The following is a 14,831-nucleotide window of genomic DNA, read 5'->3' on the forward strand; positions in this document are numbered from 1 at the left end:
CCGGTGAAGCGTCCCGCCTAACCGGCGGTCCCCACCTGCCCGGTGATACCCGGCACGGCCTGACAGCGCACGCGCATGTCGCGCGAAGCACGGCCGCTGTCGTCCAGCACGGCAAAAAGGTCGGCTTCCACCACCTCCACCCGGGCCCCGGCAGCGTCATGGGCGGCCAGGCGTTCTTCCAGCAGGGCCACGGCGCGTTCCTTCACGGTCTCCAGGGTGGCCGCACGCGGCAACTTTTCTTCCAGCTCCAGCGAGGGCACGCGCAGCAGGGCACGGCCGCTGTCGGCGTAGACTTCCAGACCGGCGGTGGGCAGGGTCAGGGCCGCGCCTACGGCATTGGCTACCGGCGCATGGGGCGGACAGTCCACGGGCAGGGCCAGCCGTCCGGCCAGACGCTCGCGCAGGCGTTCCGCCGGGCCGCCCACCAGCCAGACCCGCTCCGGTGCGATGTCGCGCAGGCCGCGCAGGGCCGCCAGCGTGTAGACGGGGCGGGCATTGACGCCGTCCACTAGCTCGCGCACGGCCGCCGCTACCTGATCGAGGGCATCGGCCACGGCCCGGGCCGCCAGGTCTTCGGGCTCCATGCCGTGTTCCCCGGCCAGGGCCGCCACGCCGCGCAGGGAGGCCGCCGCATCCCCGGAAAGACTGCCGGGGCGCTCCCGATCACAAACGTTGAGGGCATCCAGCAGCGTGGGGCGCGTGCCGCCAAAGGCCATGGCCGGGCCTTCGCGCAGGGGGCCGGTATGCACGCGGGCCTCCGCGCCCTGCCCTTCCACGCGCAGCAGGGAATCGCCGCCCACGCCGATGGACAGGGACGCCAGCGAACGCACCAGCGTCCGGCGGCCGCGCACACTCATGCCGTCACGGTCCACCACCGGCGAGCCCTGGGCGAACAGGGCCACGTCCGTGGTGGTGCCGCCCACGTCCAGCAATACGGAGCAGGCATCTTCCGCCACGGCGGGACACAGGGCCAAAATGCCCATGACGCTGGCCGCCGGGCCGGACAGGACGGACTGCACGGGTTCCTGCCGGGCCAGGGCCGCCGGGACGGCCCCGCCGTCGGCCTTGAGCAGGCGCAGGGGGGCCCGGATGCCCGCTTCCTGCAGGCTCTGCTCCACGGCGGTCAAAAAGCCGTCCACGATGCGGGCCACGGCGGCATTGTAATAGGCCGTGGCGATACGGCGCGGGAAATTGAGTTCGCCGGACAGGCTGTGCCCGCACACGGGCGTGAGCCCGGCAGCGCGCACCACGTCGGCCATGGCCAGCTCGTGCGCGGCATTGCGGGGCGAGAACTTGCCCACGCAGGCCACGGCCCGCACGCCCTTCTTTTTCCAGGCGGCGCAGGCGTCGGCCAGGGGACGGGTATCCAGCGGCGTCACTTCCACGCCGCGATGGTCCAGACCGCCGGGCAGGATGCAGACATCGTCCCCGATGGCGAAACGGGCGGGCGCCAGACCAGGCCCGGCACTCAACGCCAGGGCCACGCGGTCGGCCCGGCCCTGCACCAGGGCGTTGACGGCCAGGGTGGTGCCCACGGTCACCCGATCCGCGGCACGCAAACGCGCCGGGCCCTCGGGGCCGAACTTTTCTTCCAGAGCCTTTTCCAGAGCGGCCAGTGCCGCGCGCACCGAAGAGGGCAGATCTTCGTGGCAGGTGGGCGCCTTGGCCCCGGCCAGGATGCCTTCCGGTCCGCAAAGCACGGCATCGGTGTGCGTGCCGCCCGCATCGATCCCCAGAAACGTCTGCGCTGTCATGCTGCCTCCACAGGCATCGCTGCCTGAAATGTTTGTCTGCTGGGTTGTAAACTTTCGTCCCGCCACTGACAAGCAAGGCCCGGCCACAGCCCTGACGGCTGGAGGACGGGATCGCCGGAGGTCAGACCTCCCGGGCGCGGACGGGGAAGACTGCCGGTGGATGCCCGGCGGCAACAGGGATGCGGGAGAGCCGCCCGGGCTGCCCCGCCGAAAGGCTACCGGGGATTCCCCGCTCTGCGGCACGACAGTCCGCGTCCTGTGCCGGTCCCTGCCTCTTCCCGTTGCGGGCAGCGCATCTTCCTGCCCGCGGACGCTTGCCATACGCGGCGCTTTCCAGTAAATTTTTACCCTTCGGACAGGCCCCGCCGCGCGCGGAAGATCCGGCCTGACCAATATCGCGGAATATATTGAGGAATGTATCATGCAAACGACCGATTTCATCTGGTTTGACGGCAAAATGGTCCCCTGGGCCGACGCCCAGGTTCACGTTCTCACCCATGCCCTGCATTACGGCAGCGCCGTTTTCGAAGGCATCCGCGCCTATGCCTGTGCCGACGGCACTTCCGCCGTTTTCCGCCTGAAGGAACACAGCCAGCGCCTACTCAATTCCGCGAAGATCCTGCGTCTGAACATTCCCTACACCGTCGACGAGATCAGCCAGGGCATCCTGGACACCCTGAAGGCCAACAAGATGAAGGAAGGCTACATCCGTCCCCTGTCCTTCGTGGGTGATGGCGAAATGGGCGTCTACCCCGGCAACAACAAGGTCCACACCATCATCGCCGTGTGGCCCTGGGGCGCCTACCTCGGCCCCGAAGCCCTGGAAATGGGCATCCGCGCCAAGACCAGCTCCTTCGCCCGCATGCACGTCAATACTCTGATGAGCAAGGCCAAGGCCGCCGGCAACTATGTGAACTCCATCCTGGCCAAGATCGAAGCCAAGGAAGACGGCTACGACGAAGCCGTGATGCTGGACACCAACGGTTTCGTTTCCGAAGCCACCGGTGAAAACATCTTCATCGTGCGTGACGGCATCATCAAGACCACGCCCTGGACCTCCATCCTGGGCGGCATCACCCGTGACTCCGTCATGAAGGTGGCCCGCGACCTGGGCTACACCGTGGAAGAACAGCAGTTCACCCGTGACGAACTGTACATCGCCGACGAAGCCTTCTTCACCGGTACCGCCGCCGAGATCACGCCCATCCGCGAAGTGGACAACCGCACCATCGGCGCCGGCCATGCCGGTCCTGTGACCAAGCATCTGCAGAAGGAATACTTCGGCGTGGTCAAGGGCCAGAACGCCAAGTACGCCGACTGGCTGAGCCACTACACGTTCTAGCACTCTCTTCCGGCGCGCCTGTAACCTTTAGGGGGACAGGCGCGCCCTGCCGTTTTTTTCATGAAGCACCTCTCCCTCGCCGCCAAATACCGCCCCCAGACCTTTGCCCAGGTCGCCGGACAGGACATGGTCAAGGCCGTGCTCTCCCGTGCCGCCGCCGAAGACCGGGTCGCCGCCGCCTATCTGCTCAGCGGCACGCGCGGCGTGGGCAAGACCACCATCGCCCGCATCTTCGCCAAGGCCCTCAACTGCCGCCATGCGCCGGGCCCCGAGCCCTGCAACCAGTGCGACCAGTGCCGCAAGATCACCCAGGGCAGCCATGTGGACGTCACCGAGATCGACGGCGCCTCCAACAACAGCGTGGAAGACGCCCGCGCCCTGCGCGAGAACATCGGCTACGCCCCTATGGAGGGTCGCTACAAGGTCTTCATCATTGACGAAGCCCACATGCTCTCGCGCAGCGCCTTCAATGCCCTGCTCAAGACGCTGGAAGAGCCGCCCGCGCGCGTGGTCTTCATCTTCGCCACCACCGAGGCGCACAAGTTCCCCATCACCATCGTCAGCCGCTGCCAGCATTTCGTCTTCCGCCATCTGGGCGAGGACGCCCTCGTGCAGCACCTTTCCCAGGTCCTGAACAAGGAGAACGTCCCCTTCGAGGAAGGCGCCGTGCGCCTCATCGCGCGCCGGGCCGCGGGCAGCGTGCGCGACAGCATGTCCCTTTTGGACCAGACCCTGGCCCTGGGCGGCGACAACCTTACCAGCGCCGTGACCCGCGAAGTGCTGGGCCTGGCCGGGCAGGAGCTGTTCGCCGACCTCTTCGACGCCCTCCATGCCCGGGACTGCGCCGCCGTCTCGCAGCTGTGCGCCAGCCTGTTCCGCCAGGGGGTGGACATCGGATTTTTCGTGCGCGAGCTGGCCGGACATCTGCGCGACCTGTTCCTGCTGCGGCAGGGTGGTGAGGCCGTGGCCCCTACCCTGGGCCTGCCCGGCGAGGAGATCCTTTTCTGGCAGGGCCTGGCCCCGCGTTTCTCCGCCGGACACCTGCACGCGGCCTGGCAGATGGTACTGGACGCCCAGCGCGGTATCGTGCAGAATCCCGAGCCGGCCGCGGCCCTGGAACTGTTGCTGCTCAACCTGGCCCTGCTGCCGCAGCTGCTGCCTTTGGAGCGTATGGACAGCGTCCCTGCACCGTCCGCGCCCGTACAGGGGCATCCCGCTCACGACAGGCAGGAAGGCAGCCCCCTCCCGCCCCGGGACATGGGCCATGCCGCGCCTGTCCAGGCCCCGGCGACCCGCTCCCGTGAGCACGGGACCCCGGCGGAAAAGAGCGCCGCTGCCGGCAGCAACGAACCCGCTCCCGAGCCTGCGCCCTCCCGGCGTCCCGGAAGTTGCGCCCGGCCCCAGCGGGAAATGCCCGCCCGCCAGACTACGGCCCGTCCCGCACGGGTGACGGAAACCTCAGCCCCGAAAGCCGCCCAGCCCATCCCCGTGGCCCCGGAGCATCTGGAGCATGTGGGGCCCAGCGAAGCGGGCATGATCGAAGCGGACGACATCCCGGCCGCCGCACCGGTGGCACCCGCCCGGCCCGCAGCTCCGACCGCCCCTGTGGCACCGGCCGCGACGACGGCCCCCGTGCCTCCGGCAGCCCCTGCTGTGGAGACGCGTCCGGCAGCCCCTGCGGCTGCGGAAGGCTTCCGTCCCGACTGGCAGGCCTTTTGTGATTTCTGCGCCCAGCGTCTGGAAAAGGGCGAGGCCGCGCCGCAGCTCCATCTGCTGCGCCAGTTGCGCGCCAGCTGGGAACCGGACTGCCTGCGCCTGACCCCCAAGGCCGAGACCCTGCTGCATCAGACCGAGAAGCAGCGGCCCCAGCTGGAACAGGCCCTGGCGGCCTGGGGCGCCGGGCATCTGCGCCTGGAGTTCGTGGCCCCGCGTCAGGCCCGTACCGAGGCGGAATTGATAGAAGAATTTCGGAACAGGCCCGAGATGCAGGCCTGCCTCCGTCTGCTCAACGCCAATATCGAACATTGCACTGAATCCAACCAAGGAGATACCCATGCGTAACATGAACGATATCCTGCGCCAGGCGCAGGTCATGCAGAACAAGCTGGCCAAGCTGCAGAACGAACTCAACGAACGCACCTACGAAGCCAGCAGCGGCGGCGGTATGGTCAAGGCCGTGGTCTCCGGCAAGCAGGAACTGCGCGGCCTCACCATCGACCCCAAGGCCCTGGAAGGCGGCGACGTGGAAATGCTGCAGGACCTCATCATGGCTGCCGTCAATGAAGCCGGCCGCATCGCCCGCGAGACCCTGGACCGCGAGATGAGCGCCATCTCCGGCGGCATCCGCCTTCCCGGCGTGTTCTAGGCCATGCACAGCCAGATTCCCGAACCGCTGCGCGCCCTGGTGGAACAGCTGGCGCGCCTGCCCGGGCTTGGCCCCAAATCGGCCATGCGCGTGGCCATGACCCTGCTCAAATGGCCCGAGGCCGAGACCCGGCGCCTGGGCAAGGGCATCCACGACCTGCGGGACAATCTGCACCTGTGTTCGCGCTGCGGCGGCCTTTCGGCCACCGATCCCTGTGACATCTGCAAGGACGAGAACCGCTCCCGGGATACGCTCTGCCTGGTCAACGAATGGGACAGCATGCTGACCCTGGACGAAGGCGGCTTCTACCACGGCCAGTACATGATCCTCGGCGGCCTGCTGGCCCCGCTGGCCAACATGGACAGCGACAGCCTCGACCTCGACCGCCTCATCTCCCGGCTGGAGGAAGGCGAGATCCACGAGCTCATCCTTGCCCTGGGGGCCACCATCGATGCGGAGAACACGGCGTCGTTCATCAGGAACCTCGTCCGCAAGCGTTTCCCGCATATCAGGGTGTCGCGCCTGGCCCAGGGCATCCCCCTGGGGGCAGAGGTCAAATATATGGACCGGGAGACATTGCGCCAGTCCCTGCAATACCGGCAGGACATCTAGCGCATCCCGGCAATTTCCAGACGGGAAAGGGAGCCTTGCCCAAGGCGCCCTTTCTTTTTTTCATGCCCGGGAACAGCGGCGGCCCGTCCGCCCCTGTCCCGGCACGGGGATCTTCCCGCAGGGACGGCCAGAGCCGTCCCCTCCTTCCCGGCACATACCGGGAAGACGTCTTCATCACGCCGTCATGTACGCATGTCCGGCGGCTGCCGTTCCGGGGGGCGCGGCAGGCCGCAGGGATGCCGTTTTACGGTGTGTTCCGTGGACCTTTCGCCTTACAGCCCCCTGCCGGTCATACCGACGGCCCCGGATCCACGCCCGGCCTTTTGCCGAGAGTTTTGGCCAACGGGCACGGCCTGCGGCCGCCATCCGGTCGCGCGTTGCTGCAACAACGCGTGACACGTCGGGCCCGGTCTGACCAACCAGAAGGAGAATGTTTCATGGAAGCACTTTTTGGTCATCCCATCCTGCAGTCCCTGCTTGCCGGTATCCTTTCCTGGATCTCGGTCAGTCTGGGGGCCAGTGCCATCTTCCTGCGCCGCGAGTTTTCCCGTCTGGCCATGGACTGCATGCTGGGGGCCGCCGGCGGCATGATGCTGGGCGCGGCCTTCCTGGGCCTGCTGCAGCCCGCGGCCGAGATGGCCTCTCATATGGGCCGCTGGCACTTCATCCCCATCGTCTGCGGCCTCATGGCCGGTGCCGCCTTCCTCATGGGCCTTGACCATCTCCTGCCCCATCTGCACATCCGCCAGAAGCAGCAGGAAGGCCTTTCCACCAGCTGGCGCCGCAGCGTCCTGCTGGTCACGGCCATGGCCCTGCACCACATCCCCGAAGGCCTGACCATGGGCGTGGGTTACGGCGCGGTGGCTGCGGGCAGTACCCTGCCCTCGGGCGTGGCCCTGGAGATGAGCTCCGCCTTCATGGTCACCGGTACCACCCTGCTCCAGAACCTGCCCGAAGGCCTGGTGGTGGCCACGGCCCTGCGTGCCGAAGGCTTCTCGGCCAAACGGTCCTGGTTGTGCGGCGTCTTTTCCGGCTGTACGGCGCCCATCGGCGCCATCCTCGGTGCCGTCGCCTCCCAGGTGGCGGGCAGCCTGCTGCCCTTTGCCCTGGCCGCGGCGGCGGGCGCCATGGTCTATGTGGTCATCGAAGAAGTCATCCCCGAAGCCAATGCCTCCGGCAACGGCAACGCCGCCACGGTGGCCTGCATCGGCGGCCTCTGTCTGGTCATGAGTTTTTCCAGCCTGGTGGGCTAGGCGACGGAAGGGAGCCTGCGGCCTGCTGCCGCACCTTCAGCCGACAAGGCATGGAGCCTGACCATCGGACCAACGGAAACCAGCCAAACGAAAAGGGCGCAGCTCCTTGGAGCCGCGCCCTTCTTTTTATCCTATGCTTTCAGGCAGGGATGCCCCGCAGCGGGGTCCCAGACCTAGGGATGGTTTTCGAACTTGTTCAGCAGGGGTTCCGCACCGTTGTGGCAGGGGGTGCAGTCCATGACGCCCTTGGCCCAGTTGGCATCGTTGCCCTTGGTCTGATGGCATTCGCCACAGCCGCTCACGACGGGCTGCACGGCGAAGGTGCCCTTGTAGTTCTTGCCCTGTTCGATCTTGGCGTTGAAGATCTCCACGGCCTTGTAGGCCACGTCGGCGGTCAGACGGCCGCAGCGCTCGCTGCGGGCCTTGCTGGTGGCTTCGATCTTGTTGGCGGCACACCATTTGGACACGGAGATGTGGCAGAGCACGGAGCCGGAAGCGTTGTTGGGCAGGTCGCCCTTGACGCCCTGGGCCAGGTCGCCGGGGTTGTAGATAGGCAGTTTGGTCACTTCGTACCAGCGGTACAGCTCGTTGACCATGGGGGTGCGTTCCTTGCGGCCCCAGAACAGGGCAAAGGCCGCAGCAGCGCCATACAGGGCGCCGCAGATGGTGCCCCAGTCGGAGATGCCGCCCTTGTTGGCTTCCAGCATGCTGAAGGGGAACTGGTTGTAGGGAGCGCCGTATTTTTCGCCCAGCACACCGATGATGCTGTAGAAGGCACCGTAACCACAGGCGTAGCCCTTGTACCAGTAACCTTCATAGGCCACCTTGGCGCATTCCTTGGGATCCAGCTTGTGGGGCTTCCAGCCGAATTCGCCGTTGACCTGCTCGAAGCGCTTGGCCGGAGCCGCCGCCTGGGCGATGCTGCTGCCGGTACCCACCAGGGCTGCCACAGCCCCGCCTACGGCCAGACCACCGAGGCCACACAGGCAATTGCGTCTGCTGTTGTCCATATATCCTCCTTCTTCGGCGCGTTGCGCCCTCTATGATAGTCGTTACTTTTTTCACTACATTTTTCCAGCGGGGAAAGCAAGACCACATCCCTTGGAACAGGGGTACTTTTCCTCCGCTCCGGCCGGGTCCCGGCCCTCGACAAACAGCTCCGCTCCCCTGCCGGTCATGCGGGCATGAGGCGCTCTTGCCCGCCCCTCCCCGCCTGTAGACAGGGCCTGCCGCCAGTGTCGGACGGCTATCTTTTCATGGCTGCCCATCCTCCGCGCTTCCCCTTTCCTCCCTGCCTGGATGCCGGGCCTACAGAAAAAAATTTTCATTTGCCACTGGACGAGCACGCAGAAAGACTTACTTAGAGGACGCAAGCGAAAGAGACGCCGCTAAGGCGTTCACCGATACAGTTTTTATTTCTCCGAGGAGGATCCACATATGTCCAAAATCATCGGCATCGACCTTGGGACCACCAACTCCTGTGTCTACGTCATGGAAGGCAAGGACCCCAAGTGCATCACCAATCCTGAGGGCGGCCGCACCACTCCCTCCGTGGTGGCTTTCACCGATAAGGAACGCCTGGTGGGCGAGATCGCCAAACGTCAGGCCGTGACCAACCCCAAGCGTACCATTTTCGCCATCAAGCGTCTGATGGGCCGCAAGTACGCTTCTCCTGAAGTGGACCGCTGGAAGGAACATTCCCCCTACACCATCACCTCCGCCGCCAACAGCGACGCCGGTGTGGAAGTGGACGGCCGCACCTACACCGCTCCTGAAGTTTCGGCCATGATCCTGGCCAAGCTGAAGGCCGACGCCGAAGCTTACCTGGGCGAATCCGTGACCGAAGCCGTCATCACCGTGCCCGCCTACTTCAACGACGCCCAGCGTCAGGCCACCAAGGACGCCGGCCGCATCGCCGGTCTGGAAGTGAAGCGTATCATCAACGAACCCACGGCCGCCTCTCTGGCCTACGGTTTCGACAAGAAGGCCAACGAAAAGATCGCCGTGTTCGACCTGGGCGGCGGTACCTTCGATATCTCCATCCTGGAAGTGGGCGACAACGTGGTGGAAGTGCTCGCCACCAACGGTGATACCTTCCTGGGCGGCGAAGACTTCGACCAGCGCGTCATCAACTACCTGGTGGAAGAATTCAAGAAGGAAAACGGCATCGACCTGTCCAAGGACAGCATGGCCCTGCAGCGCCTGAAAGAAGCCGCTGAAAAGACCAAGAAGGACCTGTCCACCTCCATGGAAGCGGAAGTGAACCTGCCCTTCATCACCGCCGACCAGACCGGTCCCAAGCACCTGGTGGTCAAGCTCTCCCGCGCCAAGCTGGAAGCCCTGGTCAGCGACCTGGTGGACCGCACCATCGCTCCCTGCCAGAAGGCTCTGGCCGACGCCGGTCTTTCCCCCAACCAGATCGACGAAGTCATCCTGGTGGGCGGCATGACCCGTATGCCCCTGGTGCAGAAGAAGGTGGGCGAGTTCTTCGGTAAGGATCCCAACCGTTCCGTGAACCCCGACGAAGTGGTGGCCATGGGCGCCGCCATCCAGGGCGGCATCCTGGCCGGTGACGTGAAGGACGTGCTGCTGCTGGACGTGACGCCCCTGTCCCTGGGTATCGAGACCATGGGCGGCGTGTTCACCAAGCTGATCGACCGCAACACCACCATCCCCACCCGCAAGAGCAACGTGTTCACCACGGCCGCTGACAACCAGCCCTCCGTGTCCATCCACGTGCTGCAGGGCGAACGTCCCATGGCGGCCGACAATATGACCATGGCCCGCTTCGACCTGACCGGTATCCCGCCGGCACCCCGTGGCGTGCCGCAGATCGAAGTGACCTTCGATATCGACGCCAACGGTATCGTCAACGTGTCCGCCAAGGATATGGGCACCGGCAAGGAACAGTCCATCAAGATCCAGTCCTCTTCCGGTCTGTCCGAAGAAGACATCCAGCGCCTGGTGCGTGAAGCTGAAGCCCACGCCAGCGAAGACAAGAAGAAGCAGGAGACCATCGAGGCCCGCAACCACGCCGACAGCCTGATCTACGGTACCGAAAAGTCCCTGAACGATCTGGGCGACAAGGTGGACGCCGCTGTGAAGAGCGACGTGGAAGGCAAGATCGCCGCCCTGCGCAAGACCATGGAAGGCGATGACGCCGCCGCCATCAAGGCTGCCACCGAAGAGCTGGCCAAGGCTTCCCACAAGCTGGCCGAACAGCTCTACCAGCAGCAGGCCCCCAACGGCGGTGCCCAGCAGCCCGGTGCGGGCGCCAACCCCGGCGCCGGTGCCGCCCAGGGCAACAACAACGACGACGTGGTGGACGCCGACTTCACCGAAGTGAAGAAATAATCCCCATACCCTGTGCATCTCAGGGACGGCCCTTCGGGGCCGTCCCTTTTTTTATGCCCGCAGCCTCTTTTGTTCCTTGGCCGGGGGTGCTATCCTGGAGGGAACCAAGGAGTGCCTATGCGTACGCATCCCGCTTTTGTCAGGCTCCTGCATGTCCTGGCCCTGATCCTGCTCTCCGGGCTCTTCGTCCTGGGGACAGGCTGTGTGCATAACAATGACCCCTGGTATGACGACCCGCCACCGCCGCGCCATCACCGGCAACCGCCGCCACCGCCGCACAGGGCCCAGCCCAGCAAGCCCGCGCCGCCGCCCCATGTGTCTCCCCGCCCGGAACCCCGTCACGGGGACAACAAGCCCATCCCGGTCCATGACCGCCGTGACGACAGGCGGGACCATCCCCCGCGCCGCTGATCCCCTTTGCGGAAGCTCCCCGGAGCTTCCGCATTTTTCGTCTCCGGCCCCGCACAGGGCATGGAACGGGGATGGCCGCAGCCCCGCATACGGCCTGCAACAGGCCCTGCGCACACCGCCGGCCGCTACCGGGAAACGCTTTGTCGGGACAAGGATATTTCCTGCCATGACGCATCTTTACAAAAATTTTTTTTTGCTGCATAACTTTCTGGATTTGCAGATGGTCCCCCCTTCCGGCACACCGGAAGACCTCCATATTTGTGCCTCCCACAGGCACAGCCGCGACGCGCTCCGCTCCAATCCAATCCTTGGGCGCGTCGCGTTTTTTTGTCCCTTTCCCCTCCCCGCCTGCCTCTCTCCCGCCCCTTGCGCCACGCCGCAGAGCGGGCTATGATTCCAGACTTGCCCGGGAACGCCGCTCCTGCCCGTCCCGTGCCCGGCAGCATGTCCGTCATGCCGCCTGCCTGAGGCATGCCATCACCGGCCATCCGGTCCCGGCCCGTCCCGCGTCCGGAAACGACGCATCCTTTCAGCCCTGTACTGCCATGAAAAACAGCTGCTCGCCCCGCGTTTTTCTCCCGATCCTGCTGCTCCTGGCTCTGGCGCTCAGCGCCTGCCAGTTCTCTTCCTCCGCTCCCAGCAAGGCTCCGGCTCCCAAGCCCGCCACGCCCACGGGGCCTCACATCGCCCTGGCCCTGCCCAGCAGCGGCCCCTATGCCGGCGTAAGTGCCAAGATCCGCAACGGCGCCGAGATCGCCCTGCGCGAACTCCAGGCCGGCGGTCTGCTGGCCCAGCTGCATGTGGTGGATACCAGCAAGCCCGACTGGAACGCCCAGCTTGCCGCCCTGCCCCCCAACTGCGTCATGGTGGGCGGCCCCCTGCAGGCCCCCGTCTTCAAGCAGCTCCAGACGTCCGGCATGCTGGAAAAGCGCGTCTTCTTCGCCTTCATGCCCAGCCTGCTGCCCGGTGACGAAGGCGTGCGGGCCTGGCGCTTCTTCCCCAGCCCCCAGGACCAGATCGACCGTCTGGTGAGCTTCGTCACCGAAGACCTGGGCCTGCGTACCTTCGGCGCCTTCTATCCCACGGACAATTACGGCCCCCGCATGACCGGCCTGCTGGACCAGAAGCTCACCGGCATGGGCATCACCCTGCATTCGGCCAGCTACACGCCCGGTCAGTCCAGCACCTGGAGCGGCCAGGCCGCCACGCTCATCAATCCGACCACCCAGGAGAACATCACCGCGCCCATCCCCCAGACGCAGTTCGAGGCGCTCTTCCTGCCCGACTCCTGGAAGAACATGAACCTGCTGACCACCAGCCTGATGTACAACGGCGAGGACCGCCTCGTGCTGCTGGGCACCACCCTGTGGGAGCAGGGCCTGGACGGCAAGACCGTGGCCGAGCCCGACCGCTATGCCCTGGCCGTCTTCCCCGCCGCCTGGGACGCCACGCAGGCCCCCGCCGCCCTGCGGGCCCCCGGCACCGATTTTTGGGTGGCCCTGGGCTATGACTTCGTGCGATTTGCCGTGCGCATGGCCTTCGACAGCCGTCCCCCGGCCGCCACGGTCAATGCCCAGGCTGCCAACATGAAGATCCAGTGGGCCATGGCTCCCCTTTCCTGGGACGAAAAAGGCATCGCCCATCAGAAACTGCATCTGTTCCAGCCCGGCGCCAACGGTATGGAGCCGCTGGATCTGACCCGCTTCCGCAACATGCGTGAAGCCATCCTGCAGCGTGCCGCCCTGCGCATGCAGGGGCTGCCCACCGTGGACGAGCAGGGCAACTCCCTCATTCCGGGCCTGCCCGGCATGTCGGCCGGGCCTGCCGTGCTCAACACGCCCGCGGCCACGTCCCCGACGCCCGGTGTGGCGCCCCTGTCCACCACGCCCCAGCCGTCGTACAAACTGCGCCTTTCGCCGGCCACCACCGGCACAACCCGTACCGCCCGATAACGGTGCACCTCAAGGTAGATCCCATGTCCGAAAACAAGAATATCAGCCAGGACGTCGTGGCCCACATGGCCCAACTGTCCCGCCTTGCCGTCAGTGACGAGGAAAAGGCCCTCTTTGCCCGCCAGTTCGGCGACATCCTCGCCTATATGGATGTGCTGGCCCAGGTGGACACCAGCGCCGTGGAACCCCTCTACAGCCCCGTGAGTCATGCCACCCCCATGCGCGACGACCAGCCCGAGCGCAAGCGTCGCCGTGAGGACGTGCTGGGCAACGCTCCCGAACATGATGAAGACTATTTCATCGTGCCGCGCATCGTCTAAAGGAGACGCATAATGAACGAGATCTGCTCGCTGAACCTGACCGCGCTGGCCGATGCCCTGCAAAAGAAAGAGATCGGTGCCGAAGAAGCCACCCGCGCCTGCCTCGACCGCATCGCCGCCACTGAAGAACGCGTGGGGGCCCTGCTCCATGTGGATGCCGAAGGCGCTCTGGCCCATGCCCGCCAGCTGGACGCCCAGGGCCCCGACGCCTCCCGGCCCCTCTGGGGCGTGCCCGTCACCGTCAAAGACGCCCTGTCCACCCAGGGCATGCCCACCACCGCCGGTTCCCGCATCCTCGAAGGCTACATGCCCGTGTACGACGCCTTTGCCGTGCAGCGCCTGCGTGAGGCCGGTGCCGTGATCCTGGGCAAGAACAACCTCGACGAATTCGCCATGGGCTCCACCACGGAAAATTCCGCCTACAAGACCACGCACAACCCCTGGGATCTCCAGCGCGTGCCCGGCGGCTCCAGCGGCGGTTCCGCCGCATCCGTGGCCGCCTGCCAGTGCTTCGCCTCCCTGGGCTCCGATACCGGCGGCTCCATCCGCCAGCCCGCCAGCCTTTGCGGCTGCACCGGCATCAAGCCTACCTACGGCCGCGTGTCCCGTTACGGCCTCATCGCCTACGGCTCCTCCCTGGACCAGATCGGTCCCCTGGGCCGCAGCGTGGCCGACTGCGCCCGCGTGCTGGGCGTCATCGCCGGTCATGACCAGCGCGACGCCACCTGCGATCCCCGCCCCGTGGACGACTATGACGCCGCTGCCGCCGCGCCTTCCCTCAAGGGCGCCCGCCTGGGCCTGCCCAAGGAATTCTATGCCGAAGGTCTGGCCCCCGAAGTGCGCGCCGTGTGTGAAAAAGCCATCGAAACGGCCCGCGCCGAAGGTGCCGAGATCGTGGAAGTGAGCCTGCCGCATACCAACGCGGCCATCGCCACCTACTACATCATCGCCATGGCCGAAGCGAGCTCCAACCTGGCCCGCTTCGACGGCGTGCGCTACGGCCATCGTGCCGCCGACGTCAAGCAGCTGGCCGAGCTCTATGTGCGCTCGCGCAGCGAAGGCTTCGGCCAGGAAGTCAAGCGCCGCATCCTGCTGGGCACCTATGTGCTCTCCTCCGGCTACTACGACGCCTACTTCCGCAAGGCCGCCCAGGTCCGCCGCCTTATCCGCGACGAATACCTGGCCGCCCTCGAACAGTGCGACGCCCTGCTGGCCCCCGTCTCCCCCGTCACGGCCTGGGAAATGGGCTGCCACAGCGCCGATCCGCTGCAGATGTACCTCATGGACGCCTACACCCTGTCCCTGAACCTGGCCGGTCTGCCCGGCCTGTCCCTGCCCGTGGGCATGGCCGCCGAGAGCAAGATGCCCGTGGGCATGCAGCTCATCGGCAAGGCCTTTGACGAAGCCGGTCTCTTCCGCCTGGGCGCCGGTCTCGAAGCCGCCCTGCCCGGCATCGGTCTGGCCCAGC

Annotated in this window: 12 protein-coding genes; 10 read left to right on the forward strand and 2 right to left on the reverse strand. The window is 66.1% G+C overall.

Annotated features, from left to right (window positions below; genetic code table 11):
• Positions 1-17: 17 nt before the first annotated feature.
• Positions 18-1,754, reverse strand: a complete 1,737-nt coding sequence (locus ACQRBR_RS11785) for a hydantoinase/oxoprolinase family protein (RefSeq protein WP_427813034.1) — start codon at positions 1,752-1,754, stop codon at positions 18-20.
• A 421-nt stretch (positions 1,755-2,175) separates the two neighbouring features.
• Between ACQRBR_RS11785 and ACQRBR_RS11790 the strand changes: the two genes are divergently transcribed.
• The 5 genes from ACQRBR_RS11790 (at position 2,176) to ACQRBR_RS11810 (ending at position 7,326) form a co-directional block, all read left to right on the forward strand.
• Positions 2,176-3,096 carry a branched-chain amino acid transaminase gene (locus tag ACQRBR_RS11790; RefSeq protein ID WP_006007938.1) on the forward strand — a complete coding sequence of 307 codons (921 nt, stop codon included), beginning with the start codon at positions 2,176-2,178 and terminating at the stop codon, positions 3,094-3,096.
• Positions 3,097-3,156: 60 nt separating this feature from the next.
• Positions 3,157-5,157, forward strand: coding sequence for a DNA polymerase III subunit gamma/tau (dnaX, locus tag ACQRBR_RS11795; protein ID WP_427813035.1), 2,001 nt, complete (start codon positions 3,157-3,159; stop codon positions 5,155-5,157).
• Positions 5,150-5,461: a YbaB/EbfC family nucleoid-associated protein gene (locus ACQRBR_RS11800; protein ID WP_006007936.1), complete on the forward strand. Its 312-nt coding sequence runs from the start codon at positions 5,150-5,152 to the stop codon at positions 5,459-5,461. Before dnaX ends, ACQRBR_RS11800 begins: the two co-directional genes overlap by 8 nt.
• A 3-nt stretch (positions 5,462-5,464) precedes the next feature.
• The gene (gene recR, locus ACQRBR_RS11805) at positions 5,465-6,073 is read left to right on the forward strand and encodes a recombination mediator RecR (protein WP_168936081.1); all 609 of its coding nucleotides are present in this window, start codon (positions 5,465-5,467) and stop codon (positions 6,071-6,073) included.
• 437 nt (positions 6,074-6,510) lie between these two features.
• Positions 6,511-7,326 (forward strand): ZIP family metal transporter, encoded by an 816-nt coding sequence (locus ACQRBR_RS11810; RefSeq protein ID WP_006007932.1) that lies wholly within the window; start codon positions 6,511-6,513, stop codon positions 7,324-7,326.
• Between the two features lie 173 nt (positions 7,327-7,499).
• Here the strand turns inward: ACQRBR_RS11810 and ACQRBR_RS11815 are convergent, their stop codons facing one another.
• The gene (locus ACQRBR_RS11815) at positions 7,500-8,336 is read right to left on the reverse strand and encodes a split-Soret cytochrome c (protein WP_427813036.1); all 837 of its coding nucleotides are present in this window, start codon (positions 8,334-8,336) and stop codon (positions 7,500-7,502) included.
• A 427-nt stretch (positions 8,337-8,763) separates the two neighbouring features.
• Here ACQRBR_RS11815 and dnaK point away from each other — a divergent pair, with 427 nt between their 5' ends.
• The 5 genes from dnaK to gatA all read left to right on the forward strand — a co-directional run.
• Positions 8,764-10,680, forward strand: a complete 1,917-nt coding sequence (gene dnaK, locus ACQRBR_RS11820) for a molecular chaperone DnaK (RefSeq protein WP_303880963.1) — start codon at positions 8,764-8,766, stop codon at positions 10,678-10,680.
• A gap of 117 nt (positions 10,681-10,797) precedes the next feature.
• Positions 10,798-11,091, forward strand: a complete 294-nt coding sequence (locus ACQRBR_RS11825; protein WP_303880962.1) for a hypothetical protein — start codon at positions 10,798-10,800, stop codon at positions 11,089-11,091.
• A gap of 545 nt (positions 11,092-11,636) precedes the next feature.
• Positions 11,637-13,043 carry a hypothetical protein gene (locus ACQRBR_RS11830; RefSeq protein WP_303880960.1) on the forward strand — a complete coding sequence of 469 codons (1,407 nt, stop codon included), beginning with the start codon at positions 11,637-11,639 and terminating at the stop codon, positions 13,041-13,043.
• A gap of 23 nt (positions 13,044-13,066) precedes the next feature.
• Positions 13,067-13,363 (forward strand): Asp-tRNA(Asn)/Glu-tRNA(Gln) amidotransferase subunit GatC, encoded by a 297-nt coding sequence (gatC, locus tag ACQRBR_RS11835; RefSeq protein ID WP_006007921.1) that lies wholly within the window; start codon positions 13,067-13,069, stop codon positions 13,361-13,363.
• Between the two features lie 12 nt (positions 13,364-13,375).
• Positions 13,376-14,831 (forward strand): Asp-tRNA(Asn)/Glu-tRNA(Gln) amidotransferase subunit GatA (gatA, locus tag ACQRBR_RS11840; protein ID WP_427813037.1); only part of this gene is annotated, 1,456 nt, incomplete at its 3' end.

The organism is Desulfovibrio sp. SGI.133, from assembly GCF_050313955.1.
Classification (GTDB): Bacteria; Desulfobacterota; Desulfovibrionia; order Desulfovibrionales; family Desulfovibrionaceae; genus Desulfovibrio.